The organism is Listeria sp. ILCC792 (assembly GCF_900186135.1).
Classification (GTDB): domain Bacteria; phylum Bacillota; class Bacilli; order Lactobacillales; family Listeriaceae; genus Listeria; species Listeria goaensis.
The window spans coordinates 22,915-38,256 of sequence record NZ_FYBO01000004.1 but is presented as its reverse complement, the minus strand read 5'-3'; the positions used below and the strand labels follow the sequence as shown (position 1 = coordinate 38,256).

General features: G+C 40.2%; 19 protein-coding genes. 12 read left to right on the top strand and 7 right to left on the bottom strand.

Translation table 11 applies throughout. The features are described from left to right. Positions 1–58: 58 nt before the first annotated feature. Genes CFS60_RS06155 through CFS60_RS06145 form a run of 3 tightly spaced genes read right to left on the bottom strand, consistent with a single transcriptional unit; the run spans position 59 to position 1,945 of the window. On the bottom strand, positions 59–1,144 hold the full coding sequence (locus tag CFS60_RS06155; protein ID WP_088809794.1) for a DUF4097 family beta strand repeat-containing protein: 1,086 nt from the start codon (positions 1,142–1,144) through the stop codon (positions 59–61). Continuing rightward, entirely contained in the window at positions 1,141–1,623 is a 483-nt protein-coding gene (locus tag CFS60_RS06150) for a DUF1700 domain-containing protein (protein WP_088809795.1), read from the bottom strand. The genes CFS60_RS06155 and CFS60_RS06150 overlap by 4 nt, the downstream gene beginning before the upstream one ends. After that, positions 1,616–1,945 (bottom strand): PadR family transcriptional regulator, encoded by a 330-nt coding sequence (locus tag CFS60_RS06145; protein WP_088809796.1) that lies wholly within the window; start codon positions 1,943–1,945, stop codon positions 1,616–1,618. Before CFS60_RS06145 ends, CFS60_RS06150 begins: the two co-directional genes overlap by 8 nt. A 215-nt stretch (positions 1,946–2,160) precedes the next feature. Here CFS60_RS06145 and CFS60_RS06140 point away from each other — a divergent pair, with 215 nt between their 5' ends. From CFS60_RS06140 to CFS60_RS06130, 3 genes are read left to right on the top strand one after another with little or no spacing between them, the layout of a single operon-like run. After that, entirely contained in the window at positions 2,161–2,982 is an 822-nt protein-coding gene (locus tag CFS60_RS06140) for a YusW family protein (RefSeq protein WP_088809797.1), read from the top strand. Positions 2,983–3,041: 59 nt separating this feature from the next. Continuing rightward, positions 3,042–3,578 (top strand): hypothetical protein, encoded by a 537-nt coding sequence (locus tag CFS60_RS06135; protein WP_088809798.1) that lies wholly within the window; start codon positions 3,042–3,044, stop codon positions 3,576–3,578. Positions 3,579–3,632: 54 nt separating this feature from the next. Continuing rightward, complete coding sequence (locus CFS60_RS06130) at positions 3,633–4,220, top strand: DUF5105 domain-containing protein (RefSeq protein WP_255387555.1); 588 nt, start codon at positions 3,633–3,635, stop codon at positions 4,218–4,220. A 40-nt stretch (positions 4,221–4,260) separates the two neighbouring features. On the opposite strand, the gene CFS60_RS06125 is transcribed toward CFS60_RS06130, so the two are convergent. Together CFS60_RS06125 and CFS60_RS06120 are read right to left on the bottom strand one after the other, a co-directional pair. After that, positions 4,261–4,602, bottom strand: coding sequence for a DUF1634 domain-containing protein (locus CFS60_RS06125; RefSeq protein ID WP_088809846.1), 342 nt, complete (start codon positions 4,600–4,602; stop codon positions 4,261–4,263). A gap of 30 nt (positions 4,603–4,632) precedes the next feature. Further along, a complete protein-coding gene (locus tag CFS60_RS06120; protein ID WP_088809800.1) occupies positions 4,633–5,469 on the bottom strand; it encodes a sulfite exporter TauE/SafE family protein in 837 nt (278 codons plus the stop codon). A 135-nt stretch (positions 5,470–5,604) separates the two neighbouring features. Between CFS60_RS06120 and CFS60_RS06115 the strand changes: the two genes are divergently transcribed. From CFS60_RS06115 to treC, 7 genes are all read left to right on the top strand, one after another. Further along, a complete protein-coding gene (locus CFS60_RS06115) occupies positions 5,605–6,981 on the top strand; it encodes a bifunctional UDP-sugar hydrolase/5'-nucleotidase (protein WP_088815749.1) in 1,377 nt (458 codons plus the stop codon). Beyond that, on the top strand, positions 6,942–7,253 hold the full coding sequence (locus CFS60_RS06110; protein WP_369821464.1) for a YutD family protein: 312 nt from the start codon (positions 6,942–6,944) through the stop codon (positions 7,251–7,253). The genes CFS60_RS06115 and CFS60_RS06110 overlap by 40 nt, the downstream gene beginning before the upstream one ends. A gap of 15 nt (positions 7,254–7,268) precedes the next feature. Continuing rightward, on the top strand, positions 7,269–8,033 hold the full coding sequence (locus tag CFS60_RS06105; protein ID WP_088815748.1) for a TIGR01457 family HAD-type hydrolase: 765 nt from the start codon (positions 7,269–7,271) through the stop codon (positions 8,031–8,033). A gap of 47 nt (positions 8,034–8,080) precedes the next feature. Next, positions 8,081–9,370 (top strand): hemolysin family protein, encoded by a 1,290-nt coding sequence (locus CFS60_RS06100; RefSeq protein ID WP_088838986.1) that lies wholly within the window; start codon positions 8,081–8,083, stop codon positions 9,368–9,370. Between the two features lie 59 nt (positions 9,371–9,429). Continuing rightward, on the top strand, positions 9,430–10,128 hold the full coding sequence (gene treR, locus CFS60_RS06095) for a trehalose operon repressor (protein WP_088809805.1): 699 nt from the start codon (positions 9,430–9,432) through the stop codon (positions 10,126–10,128). A 171-nt stretch (positions 10,129–10,299) separates the two neighbouring features. Further along, the gene (gene treP / locus CFS60_RS06090) at positions 10,300–11,757 is read left to right on the top strand and encodes a PTS system trehalose-specific EIIBC component (protein WP_088815746.1); all 1,458 of its coding nucleotides are present in this window, start codon (positions 10,300–10,302) and stop codon (positions 11,755–11,757) included. 46 nt (positions 11,758–11,803) lie between these two features. Continuing rightward, on the top strand, positions 11,804–13,465 hold the full coding sequence (treC, locus tag CFS60_RS06085) for an alpha,alpha-phosphotrehalase (protein WP_088815745.1): 1,662 nt from the start codon (positions 11,804–11,806) through the stop codon (positions 13,463–13,465). A 46-nt stretch (positions 13,466–13,511) separates the two neighbouring features. Here the strand turns inward: treC and CFS60_RS06080 are convergent, their stop codons facing one another. Then, the gene (locus CFS60_RS06080) at positions 13,512–14,012 is read right to left on the bottom strand and encodes a phosphatidylglycerophosphatase A (RefSeq protein ID WP_088809808.1); all 501 of its coding nucleotides are present in this window, start codon (positions 14,010–14,012) and stop codon (positions 13,512–13,514) included. Between the two features lie 87 nt (positions 14,013–14,099). Beyond that, positions 14,100–14,336, bottom strand: a complete 237-nt coding sequence (locus CFS60_RS06075; protein ID WP_088809809.1) for a NifU family protein — start codon at positions 14,334–14,336, stop codon at positions 14,100–14,102. A gap of 392 nt (positions 14,337–14,728) precedes the next feature. On the opposite strand from CFS60_RS06075, the gene CFS60_RS06070 reads away from it, so the two are divergent. Beyond that, positions 14,729–15,058, top strand: coding sequence for a YuzD family protein (locus CFS60_RS06070; RefSeq protein WP_088809810.1), 330 nt, complete (start codon positions 14,729–14,731; stop codon positions 15,056–15,058). Between the two features lie 50 nt (positions 15,059–15,108). Continuing rightward, positions 15,109–15,342: a YuzB family protein gene (locus tag CFS60_RS06065; RefSeq protein ID WP_088809811.1), complete on the top strand. Its 234-nt coding sequence runs from the start codon at positions 15,109–15,111 to the stop codon at positions 15,340–15,342.

Sequence of the window (15,342 nt, the reverse complement as noted above, 5' to 3'; positions counted from 1 at the left end):
ACGGAAGTGGACAAAGTCCACTTCCGTTTAATCTGATTGCACGTGTTGTTTTTAAATTTTATGCATCGCCCTCTAAAACTTTTACTTCACCGCGCAAAGTTTGAATTTTCACCGTAGCGTTTTTCGCATTGTCTTGCCATAAAAAATCAGATGTCACTTGGCCATGCGGCGCAACAATTTGGAATTTCTCTTGATGATAATCATTTGAAAGCGTCATTTTGATTAGCCCATTTTCACTCTTAATATTCATATTTCCGCTAACCGCATTTTCCTCCACAATAATATCACCGTTTTTACTCTCCACAATTTGTTCGCCGTAATTAGCTCTTAAAATACTTTTTCCGTTTAAAGAAGTTAAAAATAGTTTTCCTTCGAGCTGTTCAATGATGTTTGTTCCATTTTGAGAATCAATCGTAAGGAGGCCAGACTTGATGCGTGTAGTAATCACTTTACCGGAAGTATTGTCAATTTCACCTTTTTCCGCTTTTTGCCTGTGAACTTGTGACATGCCATCCGAATTGTGAAGCGAAAAGTCACCAGTGGAATCCTTAACAATTTGATTGCCGGAACTAGAAACTAATGCGATATTTCCTGTCCAGTTCGTCAAATCAGTTCCAGCCGAATTGGTTGTGATTTTTGCGTTTTTAAAGGCACTTTGCTCTCCTACAAAATCCCCATTGCTAAGCCGAATCGAAAGACCTTCGCCCGTTAATTCATTGATGTGGACATTACCGTTGTTTAATTTTGCCGAAAGGGTTTTAAAAGAATAATCTTTCGGAACTTTAACGCGCACTTTTTGCGTGCCATATGCGGGAAGGTGCCAGCGCTCTAGCCACGTCCGAAAAGTCCCAATCTTAATTTCCGTACTGTTTTTTGAAGAAGTTGGTTTTAAATCTTGAATTTCCCGATTCGAAAGCTTGCCGGAAATAGTAACGGTGGGCTTTTCGACATCGGCTTCTTCAATGTTGATTGCCACATTTTTCTCGCTAGAAAGGTCTAAATTAGCAAATTCTTCATTGGTAAATTGCCAGTTATTCGTATAATTTTTGCCGCTATCTTGAAAATTTTGCGTGAATAGGCAGAACAAAATCCCGATGCCGCCAACAATTAAAAAGATACTACTAACCCAAACATGTTTTTTCATAAAAACCGCCCTCTTCGTGTTGTGTAAATGAACCACAATTGTCTGATGCCAAGAATTGTTATATATAAAACGCCGATTGCGAATAATAAAATAAAGATTTGGAACAGAATGATTTGTCTAAAGAAGATGATATCTGCAAGTAAGAGAAAAATGCTGACAAAACTACTTAAACAAATGATTCCAAGTAAGAGAAGCCCACCTATAAAGAGAAATTGAATGAAGAATCTTTTCCAAAAGCCTTTTAAAGCAAGTTGCTCATAAGCTTTTTGCTCGAGTGGGACAACGCTATTCGCTTCCAAATAAGCTTCAGCAATTTGACTAGGTTTCCCTAGTTCTTCTAAGATTTCAGCTTCCGTTTTTCCTTCTAAGCGTGCGTTATCTAAGTATTCTTCGTAATATTGAATAAGTTCTTCTTTTTCTTCTTTAGGTAAGCCAGAAAATGCTTTATCTAATTCTTTAAGGAATTGATGTTTAGTCATTGATATCCGCTTCCTTTCGTAGTTGGTTAAAACTTGTGACGAACTCATCCCATTCTTCGAGCATATCTTCTAAGTAAATTCGACCTGTGTTCGTAATATGATAATATTTTCGAGACGGTCCGTTAGGGGATTCTTGCAAATAGGTAGAACAATAGCCCTCTTTTACAAGTCGTCTTAGTGATGGATAAAGAGCTCCCTCGGTAATTGGAATATAACTATTTACTTGTTGCGTCAAATCGTACCCATAACGATCTGTCTTTTGTAATAAGTAAAGGACACAAATATCGAGAACTCCTTTTTTAAATTGTGCGGATGAGCGCATTTTCTTTCCTCCTACATTCGCTATTCACTTTTTTATATTAGTTAAGAACATCTCTAAGTATAGCATTTTCAACGGTTTTGTACAAATGAATATTCACTACTATAAAAAAAATAGTAGAAAAAGCTTGACGAATAAAAGGGTAGTGTATATACTAAGTTTAGCTAGTATAAATAAAACAATACTACATAATTTATAGGACAAAGGAGAAATGAGACATGAACAAATTTGTAAAAGTAACAGCAATCACAGGGCTAGCCTTAACGATAGGTGTAGCAACGCTAGCTCCAACAGTATCCGAAGCAGCGACAGTACCGGGGAAAATTGTTTATCAAGATGCGTATAAGAAAGTTGTTGAATTTAGTAAAGCTGATGTAGAAAAAATTACAGGTATCAAACTTACAACAGCGAATATCACAAAAGTTTACAACCAATTTAAAGTAGCTAAAACTTGGGAAAATGCTGGCTTCACGAAAGCTCAAGCGAAAGTAATTGCTTCAAGAGCATCTTCTATAAGCTACGCTAACCAATTAAAAGGTATTCTAACTTCGATTTCTAAAGGAGAAAAAGTAGGTCTTAAAGTCATTTATGTGGCTAACAACTGGACAACGCAAGTGAACTTTGGAACATATTCAACGGCTACAGTAGTTCCAACACCAGCCCCAACTCCTGAAAAAGAAGAGGAAGCTGCAACACCAACTCCTGATAAAGATACAACAAAAGCAACTGCTTTAAAAATTAAAGATTTAGAAGTTGAAATTGAGTATAAAAAGAAAGATGTTGAAATTGATTACGAAGTGAAAAGTAATGGTAAAGTGGAAGCGGAATACAAAAATGAATTCACTGGTCAAAAATTAAAAGGTAAAGATGCACAAGTTGCTATCGAAAAAATCTTTAACGGCTTCGATTTCCAAAACAAAAATAAAACACAAATCATTAATCATGTAACATCTAAATTAAATCTTAAAAAAGACTTTGAAAAATTCGAGTATGAAGTCAAACAAACTAACAATGCAAAATTTGAATTTAAAGTTAAATAATTCTGTGGAGTCCCGTTTATTCGGGCTCCATTTTGCATGATATAAAAGGAGAGTAGAACATGTTACAAAAAAAATATGTGAAAGCAGTTTGTATGGTTTGCTTCCTCGTAATGCTATCCATTTTATTTCAGCCCTCAGCTAAAGCAACTGCGCCATCAACTTTCAATAAAGTGCAAGAGGTTGCGATTCAGAAAAAAATTGCTGCGATTCGCGCGAAAGTAAAAGTAAAAGTGGATACGACACATGTGAAAAAAGTGGAAGAGAAAAAAGTGGCTACTGAGAAAGCTGCAGCAGCGAAGAAAGAGCAAGAAGCTCGTGAGGAGGCAGCAGCAAAACAAGCGGAACAGTCTAAACAAGCTGCAACTTCAAATGGTCAAGAAAGCCAGTCAGGAACAGAAAAGAGTGCTGAGTCTAAATCGTCTTCAAGTACGCAAAGCGAACAGCCAGATGCGACTACAGGTGCGAGCCAAAGTGGAAGAGAAATTGGGGAGAAAAATCGTGAATATGGAAATCAATTAAGCGATCCTAATCTTTCGGATGCAGAGCGTCAGCGCATTATTGAAGAAAAGAAAAAATATAATCAAAGCCATCGTTAGGAGAATAAAATGAAGAAATAGTTCTTTTTAGTGATTTTGGGTGCCATTTTCCTCGTGCTTGCAGGATGCAAACAACCAGAAGATGCTAAAAAAGCTGGTGATGCACTCATACAAAGTTATATTTATGAGGAATCGACGCCTGAATTAAAAGCGATTTTTGGAATTGATGATGCAAGTATGATTAAAGAAAATCAAAATACATTTGTATCATCTATTCAAGAACAATTTCCAGATAAGTCGAAGTCAGAGCTGGAGGACTTTCAGCAAGAGGTACAAAAACATTTAGAAAAGGTGAGTTCCTATTCGATTAAAGTTGAAGATGAAAGCAGTGAAAAGGCGACTTTGATGATTGCTGTAAAAGGGCTAGACACGGATAGTGGGACTGTCAATAAAGAAATCGAAAAATTGATTAATCAAACAGAACAGAAAATTACGGCAGATAGTTCGGAAGAAGAGTTGAACGCGGTGATTAACGAAGTGAGTTATAAGTCGCTTGAAACGATGTACTTAGAAAGCCCTGCTGAAGAAAAGGCGGTAACAGTTAAACTTGAACTGGAGCAAAATCCTGATGATAAAGAAAAATGGCAGATTGTTAATGAAGACATCTTCTTCAAAAATATTTATGAAGCATTTGGATTATAAATAAAAATGAGATTTCCTAAAACGCGGAAATCTCATTTTTTTATCCTTTACCAATTAAAAAGCTGATTAACAAGATGAAAAGGACAATGCCGGTAATGCCAACATATAAATAATCTTTTTCTTTTAAAAAAGTAAAGAGGGAAACGATAACGCGAAATACGGGCGTGAAAATCAGGCAGAGCAGTCCAAACATCATAATCGCAAATGGTTTTAATGCGGCAAGTCCAGAAAAAATCGCTGTGAATGATGTTGGATAGGTTGACCCAGGATAGCCGCTTTCGCCAGTGACCATGTAAAGACCGAGGCCTAAAATTATAATTGCTGCGCTGACTAAAACGCCGATGCGAAGCAGTCCGCCGACGATAATTTCAACGTGATACATTTCTTCTTCTTTTTGTTTATCGCTCGCCAATTAAATCCACCCCAATCCTTCAAGAATCATTTGGATAGCAACGTATAAAAGCACTGGGATGAAAACGATGCGAATGACTTTGCTTTTTAGGCGTTGCATAACGCGCGTTCCAATTGTGGCGCCGATTAAAACGCCGATGGCAACTGGGGCCGCAATGGTTGGATCGATGTCGCCCTTGAATAAGTATACGGTCGCGCTTGCGGCAGCGGTCACGCCCATCATAAGGTTGCTCGTTGCACTGGACACTTTAAGCGGCATTTTCATGAAGACGTCGAGTGCCATGACTTTAAACGCACCACTGCCGATTCCAAGTAAGCCGCTTGCGACGCCGGCTCCGTACATGACGCCAAACCCTGCTTTTACGTTTGCAACATTGTACGGAATTTCTTTTCGAAGCGCCTTGTCGTAATAACTATCGTGGAGTTTCAATTTGGTAGCGATAGAATCTTTTTCTACGTTGACAGGAAATTCGGAACCTACTTTTTTAAACATATTATAGCTGGAATAAAGGAGGAGTAGACCGAAAATAATATAGAGCGCGGTTGCGGATAGCAGTCCGCCAACGAAGGCCCCGGTTATTGCGCCGATTGTGGTGGCGATTTCTAAAAACATGCCGACGCGGAGATTTGTGATGTGATCTTTTATGTAAGCAATCGCGGAGCCACTGCTGGTCGCGATGACGGAAATAATGCTTGCGCCGATTGCATACTGAATGTCGATGCCAAAAATGAGCGTTAGCGCAGGTGTAATAATAATTCCGCCGCCAAGCCCGAGAATTGACCCGAGTATTCCGGCAAAAATGGCGATAATCAGTATCATCATCGTTTGCGTGTCCATAAGTTCACTTCTTTCTGTTAGTCATCATCTTTTTATCATACGCCAAAAAAAGTAAAATGAAAAGAGCGGGAGCGGAGTTGCGTGTCAAAAACAGGATTTTAAGCTACAATAGAGGGAGAAAAAGGGGATGATGCTATGAAAAAACTCCAAATTTGGCATACGAACGATATCCATAGTCACTTGGAAAATTGGCCGCGAATCAAAACCTTTTTGGCTGAAAAAAAGGAAGAAAATGCGAGCGACAGCCTTTTGTTTGACATTGGTGATTTTTTGGACCGCGTTCATCCGTTAACAGAAGGCAGTGCGGGAAAAGCGAATGTGGAATTGCTAAATGAATTAGCGTATGATGCGGTGACAATTGGAAATAATGAAGGTACAACATTGTCCCATGAACAGCTTTCAACGCTTTATGATAATGCTAATTTTCCGGTCGTATGTGCGAATGTATATAGCGACGTGGCAAGAACAAAGCGGGTGGACTGGGCGTTGCCTTTTATTTATAAGGAAGTTAACGGGATTAAAATGGCGGTTATTGGTGTGACGGCGGCGTTTAGCGAGTATTATGAATCGCTTGGCTGGGGCATTAGAGAACCAATCCAGTGTATCCGCGAACAAATTGCGGCGCTTGATGCAGATACTGACTTCATCATTTTGCTTTCGCACCTTGGGTTGCCGTCCGATGAACAAATCGCAGTGGAAATTCCCGAAATTGACGTGATTTTAGGAAGCCATACGCATCATCTTCTTGAAAACGGGAAAACAATTGGCTCGACGCTACTTGCCGCGTGCGGCAGATGGGGCGAATATGTTGGCGAAGTGACCGTGACCTTCAGTGATGAAAACGCGGTTTTAGGGAAAACAGCTACAGTATACAAAACGGAGACGCTCCCCGCGCCAAATGATGAGGAGGCGCAAATTGCCGCCTTTTTTGAAAAAGGAAAAAATATGCTTTCTAAAAAAGTGGTTGCACTCCCTGAAAAGTTAGAGCATAATTGGTTTGGAGAGTCAAAAATCGCAGAGGTATTCTACGAGGCAGCTTGCGCTTTTAGCGGGGCGGATACCTTTTTAACGAATGCCGGAATTTATATGTCGGACCTTGAAAAAGGTGACGTAACCGCGTTTGACATCCACCAACTGTTGCCGCATCCGCTGAATTTAATTGCGGTGACGCTTTCAGGGCAAGAGCTTGAAGTTTTAATTCAGGAAATCGTCCGTAAACAAGACGAGCTTAGAGAATTCCCCTTAAAAGGATTTGGCTTTCGCGGCGAAATTTTCGGTGCCGTTTTAATGAAACGCATGGGCTTTGACCCCACTTCTAGCGCGCCACTCTGGGACGGAAAACCCATTGACCCTAGTCGGAACTACCGAATTGTGACCCATGATACGTTCGTTTACGCACCATTTTTCCCGATTATTAAACAAGTAAAGAAAAAAGAAGTATATACACCGGAATTACTCCGTGATATTTTAACATGGCAGCTAAAAAAACTGTACGGGGAGGAAAAAGAATGATTACAATAGAAAAACAAGAATATGAACTGCTAACGAATTACCGTGAATGTTTCGATGAAGAAAAACTAATGGAACGCTTTAGCGATATTTTACTTCGCTATGATTATATCGTTGGTGACTATGGTTACGACCAACTGCGTCTAAAAGGTTTTTTTGAAGATAACAATCGCAAATCTACTTACGACAATAAAATTAGCACGCTAAAAGAATATTTATACGAATACTGTAATTTTGGCTGTGCATACTTTGTTTTGAAAAAAGTTAAGAAATAGAAAGGCGTTTTTAGTTTGAAACCATACGATGCGTATTTAATTGATTTAGATGGAACGATGTATCGCGGCGGAGCGGTGATTCCAGATGCGATTCCGTTCGTTAAAACGTTGAATGAAAAAAATATTCCACATTTATTTGTGACGAATAATTCAACGAAAACGCCTGAACAGGTGAGCGAACGCTTGAATGAAATGGGAATTCCAGCCACACCAGAGGATGTTTTTACTTCGGCGCAGGCGACAGCCGCATTTATGACGCAACAAACCGATGAACGAAGCGTTTTCTTCATAGGAGAAAAAGGGCTTGAAACGGCATTGTTTGATGCGGGATTTGAGGTGCAGACGGAGAACCCGGCGTTTGTCGTTGTGGGCATGGACACGAGCTTGACGTACGAAAAAGTGGCGACGGCAGTGCTTGCGATTCGCGGCGGGGCGCGGTTTATTTCGACGAATGCCGATGCGGCAATTCCGACTGAACGTGGACTTTTCCCTGGAAACGGCTCGATTACGGCGATGGTATCGGTTGCGAGTGAAACGGCGCCCACAATCATCGGAAAGCCCGAGCGAATTATTATGAATCAAGCGCTCGCGCGGCTTGGCGTAACGAAGGACGCCGCGATTATGGTTGGCGATAATTATGAAACGGACATTTTAGCGGGGATTCATGCGGAGATGGACACGCTTATTGTCCACACAGGTTTTACTTCCAAAGAAGCGCTGGCACAAAAGGAAATTCAGCCTACTTATGCGCTTTCTAGTTTAGCAGAGTGGCAATTTTAAGAGCGTTTTTGTGACGCTTTTTTACTTGGGAAAAAGGAGGGGTGAGCGTGGATATTTTGAATGACCTTTTTGTTGTATTTCTAATTGTAGCAACGGCATTTTTCGTAGCATCTGAGTTTGCCATTGTCGCGATTCGCAGGCCAACCGTTATAAGTCTTATCGAAAGTGGCAATAAGCGCGCAAAATACGTTGCACGCGTGACGCAAAATATGAACGATTATTTGGCGGCTTGCCAGCTTGGCAATACACTAGCAGCACTTGCAATGGGCTGGATTGGCGAAGAGACTATGCAAAAATTCCTTGCGCCAGTATTTGAATGGTTGCCGCTGTCGAGTTCGCTCGAAGGCCCCATCTCCATTTTTGTCTCGTTCATTCTCATCACATTTTTCAATGTCGTTCTAGGTGAACTAGCACCGAAAACGCTGACCATTCAAAGCACAGAAAAAGTGGCGCTCCTTATCGCGCGTCCGCTCGTATATTGGTATAAGTTAACTTTCCCGCTAAACTGGCTACTAAATCGCTCCGCCAACCTCATTACAAAACCTTTTGGGGCTAAAAATCAAGCGAATAGTGAGCAAATGACGCCAACTGAGTTAAAGATTATTTTCGAAGATAGCTACCGCCAAGGACTTTTAAATCAGCAAGAATTCAAATATATGAAAAATATTTTCAAACTTGCGGACGTCCCCGCAAATGAAATTATGATCCCCCGCCTGAAAGTCGCTACGATTGACGAAACGGCTACAGTTCTTGACTTACTAAAATTGACCGCCCAACATACGTATCACATTTTTCCAGTCACCGAAGAAAACAACAAAGATAAAATTGTCGGTATCCTTCAAGTGAGCGGTGTCATGGCAGGGCTTGGAGAAGACCAGAATATCCTAGGAAAATCAATTCGCCCCTTTATAACAGAAGCGCTTGAAATGTTTGAAGGTATTATGCTCGAAGAATTGCTTGTGAAAATGCAGGAGCGTGCGGCGGATTTCGCTGTTTTGACAGATGAGTACGGCGGGACTTCGGGCATTGTGACACTTGAAGACGTGATGGAAATTATTGTCGGCGATATGGAGGAAGCGAAAAATCCGAAAGGGATTCGCCGACTTGCAAAAAACCATTTTGTTGTGGAAGGCTCGGAACCGCTTGTTAGCGTAGAGGAAGTTTTAGGAATCGAACTTGTCGGGCAAGGCGTGCACACGTTATCCGGCTGGCTGTTTTTACAAAATTTCAATTTGGATAGCGGCGATGTCGTAGAAGAATCTGGCTGGCAATTTACCATTTTAGCGATGAACAAAAACTCCGTTCGGCAGGTGGAAATACGGAAATCTGCCAACTAAATTTGATTTCAACAATTCGCGATGTATGATAAAATACAGTTTAGGTGGTGCTTTGCAACATGAACAAATATTATCAAATCTATGAGGACTTAAAAACTAAAATTATAAATAATGAATATCAGCAACAGCTGCCTTCTGAAAGCCAATTGACTGAAAAGTATGGTGTAAGTCGAAATACGATTCGCCGAGCAATCGATTCGTTAATTAGTGATGGTTTAGTCGTGAGCAAGAAAGGCAAGGGTGTTTTTGTGCTGGAAAATCGTTCTTTTGAGTTTGCCATTAACGGTCTTGAAAGCTTTCAAGAAGTTATGGTGCGCACGAAGGAAAACTTCCAAACTGATGTAGCCTTGTTTGAACATATGATTGCTGATGAGCAGTTGGCAAACAAGAGCGGCTTTGCACCTAATACTGTATTAACGCATATTAAGCGAGTACGTTCGCTCCAAAATGAACGGATTATTCTTGATGTGAATTATTTTGCGCGGGAGCTCATACCGGGATTAACCCCAGAAATTGCTCAAAAATCGATTTATACATTTATAGAAAAAGAGTTGGCGATTGAAATTGGTATTGCCAAAAAAAATATTGTGATTGAACGGGCAACAGCTGATGATTATGAACATCTTGATATGCTTGATTTTGATCTAGTTGCGGTTGTCCATAACTTTGTTTACTTACAAAACGGCGTATTATTTGAATATACTCAGTCAAGACATCGCCCGGACCGCTTTGTTTTTACCGACATTGCCCGGCGTTAAAAGCATACATTCAGTAATCATTCCCTATTATAAACGGGCTTTTACTGAATATATGCTTATTTTATTTATGCCTAAAATTATTTTCCACACAAACTTGTTTAAACATGTTGACAATCATGTTCGAACAAGTTATAGTATTATGTAAAGGCTTTCAATTTAGGAGGGTAAAGTATGGGGAAATATACGGAACAAGCTGAGCTGTTGCTTGATTATGTTGGCGGAAAAGAGAATATTGTGTCATTAACGCATTGTGTGACACGACTTCGATTTGTTTTAAAAGATGAAAGCAAGGCTGATGTAGCAAAAATTGAGACGCTTGACGACGTGAAGGGAACTTTTACGAGTGCAGGACAGTTTCAAGTCATTATCGGAAATGCAGTTGCTGACTTTTATAAAGATTTTGCGGAAGTTAGCGGTGTTGAAAAAGTAAGTAAGGAAGAAGTAAAACAAGACGCTTTACAACATCAAAATATCGTGCAACGCCTAATTGCTAACCTGGCAGAAATTTTTGTACCAATTATTCCAATCTTATTAGCAGGCGGTTTAATTTTAGGATTGCGCAATATCATTGGTGAAATCAAATTTGATGGCGGTTTAACGTTAGCACAAATGTATCCATGGGTGGATTCGCTGAATGCATTCTTGTGGGTTCCCGGGGAAGCAATTTTCCATTTCCTCCCGGTCGCGATTTGTTGGTCTACTGTGAAAAAATTCGGTGGAACACCAGTACTTGGAATTACGCTCGGAATTATGTTAGTATCCCCGCAATTGCTGAATGCTTACGACTATGCAGCAGCTAATGCAGCAGGTGAAGTACCCGTTTGGGATTTCGGCTGGTTTGAGATTCAAAAAGTGGGCTACCAAGCACAAGTGCTACCAGCTTTAATTGGCGGTCTTGTCCTTGCCAAAATGGAAACGTTTTTAAACAAATATATCCACGATGCTTTAAAAATGGTCATTATTCCAATTACAGTTTTATTAGTTACGTTAGTATTATCCTATACGATTATTGGACCAATCTCACGAGAAGTAGGGAACGGCATTGCCTTCTTCTTTGAATGGTTGTTGACAGGGTCGTTCAGCTTCATTGGAGCGATTATCTTTGGTCTAGCATATGCGCCGCTTGTGATTACGGGATTACATCATACCTTTATTGCAGTTGATTTACAGTTGATTGCTAATCTTGGTGGAACAATGATTTGGCCGATGATTGCTTTAAGCAATATTGCGCAAGGTGCTGCCGCTTTTGCATGCTACTTCTTATACAAAGATTCGAAAACGAGATCAGTCACAACATCTTCAACTATCTCAGCTTGGCTTGGCGTAACTGAACCAGCCATGTACGGAGTCAACTTGAAATTCCGTTATCCGTTTTATGCTGCGATTATTGGATCTGCTTGTGCCGCCGTTGTATCCACTGTCAGCGGTGTAATGGCTAATGCTATCGGTGTCGGCGGATTGCCAGGAATTCTATCCATTCAACCGCAAGATTGGTTACCGTTCGCCATTGCAATGGTTGTAGCGATTGCGGTGCCGATGACGCTAACTTTTGTATTCCATAAAATGGCAGTGAAAAAAGCTGGCGGACAAGAAATAATAACGCCAGAGGATACAGATTTCGGTATGTAGAACAGATAAAATACCAAAAGGCATTTGATTGAAGAGAGGCTAAGAAATGAGTACAAATTTTAAACAATCTGTTGTTTATCAAATATATCCGAAAAGTTTTCAGGATAGTAATGGTGATGGCATAGGGGATATTCAAGGAATTATTGCACGTTTAGATTATTTAGAGGAACTAGGCGTTGATTATGTTTGGTTGACGCCGATATATGTATCGCCGCAGCGCGATAATGGCTATGATATTGCTGATTATTATAATATTGACCCCCAATATGGCACGATGGCTGACTTTGATGAATTACTTGCTAAAGCGCATCAAAAAGGAATAAAAATCATTATGGACTTAGTTGTTAATCATACTTCAACGGAACATGAGTGGTTTATACAGGCAAAAACGGGACGCGAGAATCCCTATTATGATTATTATATATGGCGCGAGCAAGCGAATAATTGGCAGTCAAAATTTGGTGGTAGCGCATGGGAATACAACGAGGGAACTGAAAATTATTACTTACATTTATTTGATGTGACGCAGGCTGACTTGAATTGGGAAAATCCGAAGTTGCGCGCAGAAATTTATCAGATGATGCGTTGGTGGCTTAAAAAGGGAATTGACGGATTTCGTCTAGATGTGGTCAATTTACTATCGAAAGATCAGCGCTTCTTAGATGATAGCCTATTATCGGCGACTGATGATGGCCGCAAGTTTTATACAGATGGTCCGAGAATTCATGAATTTTTACACGAAATGTATCAAGAAGTCTTAACCGACTTTCCAGATGCACTAACAACTGGAGAAATGTCCTCAACAAGTTTGCCAAGTTGTGTCGCTTATACGAATCCAGAGAATGAAGAACTAGATATGGTGTTTAATTTTCATCATTTAAAAGTTGATTATAAAGATAAAGCAAAGTGGACTAAAGCACCATTTAATTTTATTGAATTGAAACAATTATTTGCAGACTGGCAGACTGGCATGTATCAAGGCGGAGGCTGGAACGCATTGTTTTGGAATAATCATGATCAGCCACGCGCAGTAACGAGGTTTGGTAACGATGAAGAATATCGCTATGAAAGTGCAACAATGCTAGCCACAGTGTTGCATGGTATGCAAGGGACGCCCTATATTTACCAAGGGGAAGAATTTGCTACTGGTAATCCTGCTTTCCGTTCAATCGATGAGTATCGTGATGTGGAATCACTGAATGCCTATGAGAGGCTCAAAATGGCTGGAAATAGCGAACTAGAAACATTGGCCATTTTAGCGGATAAGTCGCGGGATAATGGTCGCACACCAATGACGTGGGATACGAGTGAGGCAAATGGTTTTACTGCAGGTACACCTTGGATTGGCGCCGGCAAAAACGCAACAACAGTGAATGCTGCGGCGGATCAGGCAGCGGCAAAGTCAGTGTTTAAATATTATCAGCAACTCATTAAGCTTCGTAAAACACAACAGATTCTTGCAGAAGGAGATTATCAACCGCTATTCCTTCACGATAACCAAATTTTTGCCTATACGCGGAATACAGCAAAGGGCCATTTATTAGTCGTTGCTAACTTTTATGAGCAGTCAGCGACCATCGACTTGCGCGAATTAACATGGTTAGACAAAGGCGGACAAGTATTGCTTGCTAACTACGAACAGGAAGGCCGAGCACTAAAAGGCACGCTTCAACTAAGACCATATGAAGCGCTAATAATATCAGATTAAAATAGTAAAAGCCTAGCAATCTCGAGCTGCTAGGCTTTGTTTCATTTCACTGCACAATATCATCGTGATAACTATGGGCAAGTCTACTCGCGGCCGCAGCTGCAATAGCTCCCACAATGTCGTCTAAAAAGGTGTGAACGTCTTGACCATTATGTTCATTCAGCCTTCCTAAAATGCCAGGTTTTACTTTATCAATATAGCCATAATTGGTAAAACCGATGGAGCCATAGACGTTAACAATGGACAACGCCAAAATTTCATCAACACCATACAAACCTTCATCGTTACTAATAATATTTTGTAGCGGCTGCATTAATTCGCCTTTTTCGGCTAAAATATCCAATTGAATGCCTGTTAAAATGGCATTTTGCACTTCGCGTTTACTTAAAACTTGTTCGACATTTTCAATACAAACCGATCGTTCTAACTTCGGATGATATTTTTTTTGTAGAAATAAAACTAAATCGGCGATGTCATCAATTGTTACGCCGCGTTCAGTCAGCATTGTACGCGCTTTTTGTTCTAAAACACTTTGTTTTTCTACCATGTAAAATTCCTCCTCGTACTAAAACGCGACAATCCGCATTGTCATCAGTCAGATTATGGCGCGGTTACGTTTCATTTAACATTTTCCTTAAAAAACTTGAACGACTTCTTTAAAGCCAAAAATTTTCTCTGAAAGTGTGAGTTCAATGCCCATTTTTAGAGTCATATCCGAACTGGGACAGGTTACGCAAGCGCCAAGAAGTTTAATTTTAACTATGCCATCTGGCGTCACATCAATAAGTTCATAATCGCCACCATCTCGGAGTAAATACGGACGGAACTTTTGTAAAGCTTTGTCAACTGCATCAAAACTAATTTCTTCCATACGCAAACAAAACTCCTTTTCAAGTGATATTCATTATTATAACAGGAGTGAAGGAGAGATGGAAGCACTTGACATAAAACATGCCCGCTCCTAAGGCTCAGAAAGGAACGGGCAAAACGCGGTAGGTAAAGCCGCGTAAGACTGGTTATTTAACCAGCCAAAAAGGGAGTGTTGTTATATAAACCGTGATTTTTTCACGGAAACAACCAGTATTCATTTGCCGCTTTATCACCAACAAGCGTTAAAGTGACAGAATTGTTTTAATTATTATAATATACTGCTTAAACACTGTCAATGAATATCTAATCAGTGAAATTCACATTTATTCATTTGAAACAGAAAAGTCGATTTTGCTAGTTTTTTTTAGTACAATGTGTGTGAGGTGAGTTGCGATGGAAAATCAAGCGAAACTTTATGTGTATGGTTCTTCTGTTATTTGCGCGAGCTGTGTGGGTGCACCTTCTTCAAAAGAAACGGAAGAATGGCTACGTGCAGCTGTTTCGAGAAAGTTTCAAGATCAACCGTTTGAAGTTGAATATGTCGATATTTTTGACCCAGAGCAAGTTGACTCTAATGTAAGGGACTTAGCGAGGAAATTTGTCGATGAAGATTATATGTACCCCGTCATTGTGGTGGACGATGAAATTATTGCAGAAGGAAACCCAAGACTTAAGGATATTTATAAAGTGATGACTGATCGAGGCTATGTTCCGACGATGTAGAAAGACGAAGTGTGAAAGGCTTCCGTTGTAAAGAAAGGAAGTAAAAAAACGTGAATCCGATTGTGGAATTTTGCGTCAATAATTTAGCGAGCGGGGCACAGGAAGTCTATGAGCGTTTGAATGAAGATCCAAATTTGGACGTCGTGGAATATGACTGCCTCACCTACTGCGATTTATGTGCGACAAGTCTTTTTGCGCTTGTGGACGGCGAAGTGGTGCGCGGAAATGATGCCGCTGAACTATTACGTAACATTTATGCATTTCTTGAAGAAAATCCAATTTAA

Excerpts from the sequence above, each read along its gene's own strand:
- treP (WP_088815746.1), top strand. The coding sequence starts at position 10,300 with ATGGGGAAATATACGGAACAAGCTGAGCTGTTGCTTGATTATGTTGGC.
- CFS60_RS06135 (WP_088809798.1), top strand. The coding sequence starts at position 3,042 with ATGTTACAAAAAAAATATGTGAAAGCAGTTTGTATGGTTTGCTTCCTC.
- CFS60_RS06140 (WP_088809797.1), top strand. The coding sequence starts at position 2,161 with ATGAACAAATTTGTAAAAGTAACAGCAATCACAGGGCTAGCCTTAACG.
- treC (WP_088815745.1), top strand. The coding sequence starts at position 11,804 with ATGAGTACAAATTTTAAACAATCTGTTGTTTATCAAATATATCCGAAA.
- CFS60_RS06125 (WP_088809846.1), bottom strand. The coding sequence starts at position 4,602 with ATGTATCACGTTGAAATTATCGTCGGCGGACTGCTTCGCATCGGCGTT.
- CFS60_RS06080 (WP_088809808.1), bottom strand. The coding sequence starts at position 14,012 with ATGGTAGAAAAACAAAGTGTTTTAGAACAAAAAGCGCGTACAATGCTG.
- CFS60_RS06115 (WP_088815749.1), top strand. The coding sequence starts at position 5,605 with ATGAAAAAACTCCAAATTTGGCATACGAACGATATCCATAGTCACTTG.
- treR (WP_088809805.1), top strand. The coding sequence starts at position 9,430 with ATGAACAAATATTATCAAATCTATGAGGACTTAAAAACTAAAATTATA.
- CFS60_RS06110 (WP_369821464.1), top strand. The coding sequence starts at position 6,942 with ATGGCAGCTAAAAAAACTGTACGGGGAGGAAAAAGAATGATTACAATA.
- CFS60_RS06120 (WP_088809800.1), bottom strand. The coding sequence starts at position 5,469 with ATGGACACGCAAACGATGATGATACTGATTATCGCCATTTTTGCCGGA.
- CFS60_RS06155 (WP_088809794.1), bottom strand. The coding sequence starts at position 1,144 with ATGAAAAAACATGTTTGGGTTAGTAGTATCTTTTTAATTGTTGGCGGC.
- CFS60_RS06150 (WP_088809795.1), bottom strand. The coding sequence starts at position 1,623 with ATGACTAAACATCAATTCCTTAAAGAATTAGATAAAGCATTTTCTGGC.
- CFS60_RS06070 (WP_088809810.1), top strand. The coding sequence starts at position 14,729 with ATGGAAAATCAAGCGAAACTTTATGTGTATGGTTCTTCTGTTATTTGC.
- CFS60_RS06075 (WP_088809809.1), bottom strand. The coding sequence starts at position 14,336 with ATGGAAGAAATTAGTTTTGATGCAGTTGACAAAGCTTTACAAAAGTTC.
- CFS60_RS06145 (WP_088809796.1), bottom strand. The coding sequence starts at position 1,945 with ATGCGCTCATCCGCACAATTTAAAAAAGGAGTTCTCGATATTTGTGTC.